This is a genomic window from Borrelia hispanica CRI, assembly GCF_000500065.1.
Classification (GTDB): Bacteria; Spirochaetota; Spirochaetia; order Borreliales; family Borreliaceae; genus Borrelia; species Borrelia hispanica.
Map to the genome: position 1 here is coordinate 1 of NZ_AYOU01000031.1, position 1,583 is coordinate 1,583.

Below are 1,583 nucleotides of genomic sequence, written 5' to 3' on the forward strand. Positions count from 1 at the left end.
TGGGGATATATCGATAATAATTCCAACAAAATCTGTGTAATTATTCTTATCAAAAGTAATATCATGACTTGCAAATTCATTATCTGTACTATTTATAGCTTTATAAAAGCGAATATCAGATGTTTCTTTGAAGTAGTGAATTACTCGTCCTGCAAGATTTTTAAGCCTGAGTCTTACATGCATTATACAACTCCTATTGCAAAAGGTTTTGTTTGCTCTAGTTTTACTTCTTTAAGTAGAGCTTCAAAAGCAATACAATAATCATTATTTATACAGGTTGTATTATCAGATGTTGGATGATAATCAATCTCCAGTTCACCTAATTTTTCTTTCTTTATTCGTCCAAGATCAATATCATGTATTACACCACAACGTTGTAACTTACATCCTAAGTAGTAATATAAGAGTAGTGATGCTTGACTTTCATTTAATGAGTTCAAGCTGATACCTTTTGTTTTAATTATCATCTCAAGTAAATTTGCTTGTTGTTGAAACTCATCAAAACTTAAATTATCTTCTGTTACATTTAAAAGAGATTTAATTTTAAGATAAATATCTCTAAGTCCTTCTGATTCGACATCACTACTCATCAACTTTAATTCCTTTAACTTTGTTTAATATCAACTCTTAAAATAGTTTTTTCTGTTGCTAGTAAACCACCAAGAACAAAATCAAGATATGAATAAGCGATATCACTTGAATTTTTATCAACATGTTCATTTAGAGTTGGTAACATATATTTATTTGGTCTAAATTCAATTAAATTTGGATTCAAAGGATAAATAAGTATTTGATTTTGCAAAAGATTACTTGTTTGTAAGTAAACTCTTTGCCTATTATTAATAGACTTTATAATTTTAATTAATATATCTTCCCACAAATAAGAAAATGATAAATTTTTTACTACATATGGTTCACTAAGTTTTAAACTTGTTAATGGATCAACTAGTACCATAATAGGAGTAGAAAATTCGTCACCAAATTCTAATTTTGCAAGTCCGGATTTTATCTTTTCAAATATCTTATCCATTTTATCTTTATTAGATTGTTCAACTTCTTCTTTAATTTGGTTTGGCATATTAAGTAGTCCATACATATTAGAAGGTAATACTACTTGATTTTTACCATCTTTTTGAATTGACAGAGTACCGGTTAATATAAAATAATCAATAAGTTTAATAATTTCATTATTTGCTAATTTATATGCTTCTCTAAAAGAAAGAATATAATCATTAGTATCCAAAGTAGGATCTGTAGAAATTTCAATTGATGGTTTGAGATGTCTAAACCTATACTGTAATCTTAAATAATTAAATTTAATTGTTTGTGAACGAAAACCTACTGTAGCAATAGAGTTGACTTCATTAATTAAAATTGTTGGATTAGCATTAAGAAAAGCATCCCATTTAATTATTTTGTGATATTTGTCACAAGCAACTTTTTCTTTTATTTGTTCTTTAGATAACCATTTGTAAAACATTGGTTTTTTTATATCATTCTCAAGATCGTCTAGTTCTTTAAAATAATAATTTTCATTAAGTTCTGTCATAAACTTTAGTTCCTTTAACTTTGTTTAATATCAA

3 protein-coding genes are annotated in these 1,583 nt (G+C 26.2%); all 3 read right to left on the reverse strand.

What is annotated here, in order from left to right:
* A partial coding sequence (locus tag U880_RS0100765) for a DUF1506 family protein (protein WP_024654390.1) occupies nucleotides 1-183 on the reverse strand: 183 nt, incomplete at its 3' end.
* Nucleotides 183-590, reverse strand: a complete 408-nt coding sequence (locus U880_RS0100770; RefSeq protein WP_024654391.1) for a DUF3890 domain-containing protein — start codon at nucleotides 588-590, stop codon at nucleotides 183-185. The genes U880_RS0100770 and U880_RS0100765, both read right to left, overlap by 1 nt.
* 14 nt (nucleotides 591-604) lie before the next feature.
* On the reverse strand, nucleotides 605-1,549 hold the full coding sequence (locus U880_RS0100775; protein WP_024654392.1) for a hypothetical protein: 945 nt from the start codon (nucleotides 1,547-1,549) through the stop codon (nucleotides 605-607).
* Between the last annotated feature and the right edge of the window lie 34 nt (nucleotides 1,550-1,583).

What these genes read in the sequence shown, in the direction of transcription:
- U880_RS0100770 (WP_024654391.1), bottom strand. Translation starts at nt 590, where the DNA reads ATGAGTAGTGATGTCGAATCAGAAGGACTTAGAGATATTTATCTTAAA.
- U880_RS0100775 (WP_024654392.1), bottom strand. Translation starts at nt 1,549, where the DNA reads ATGACAGAACTTAATGAAAATTATTATTTTAAAGAACTAGACGATCTT.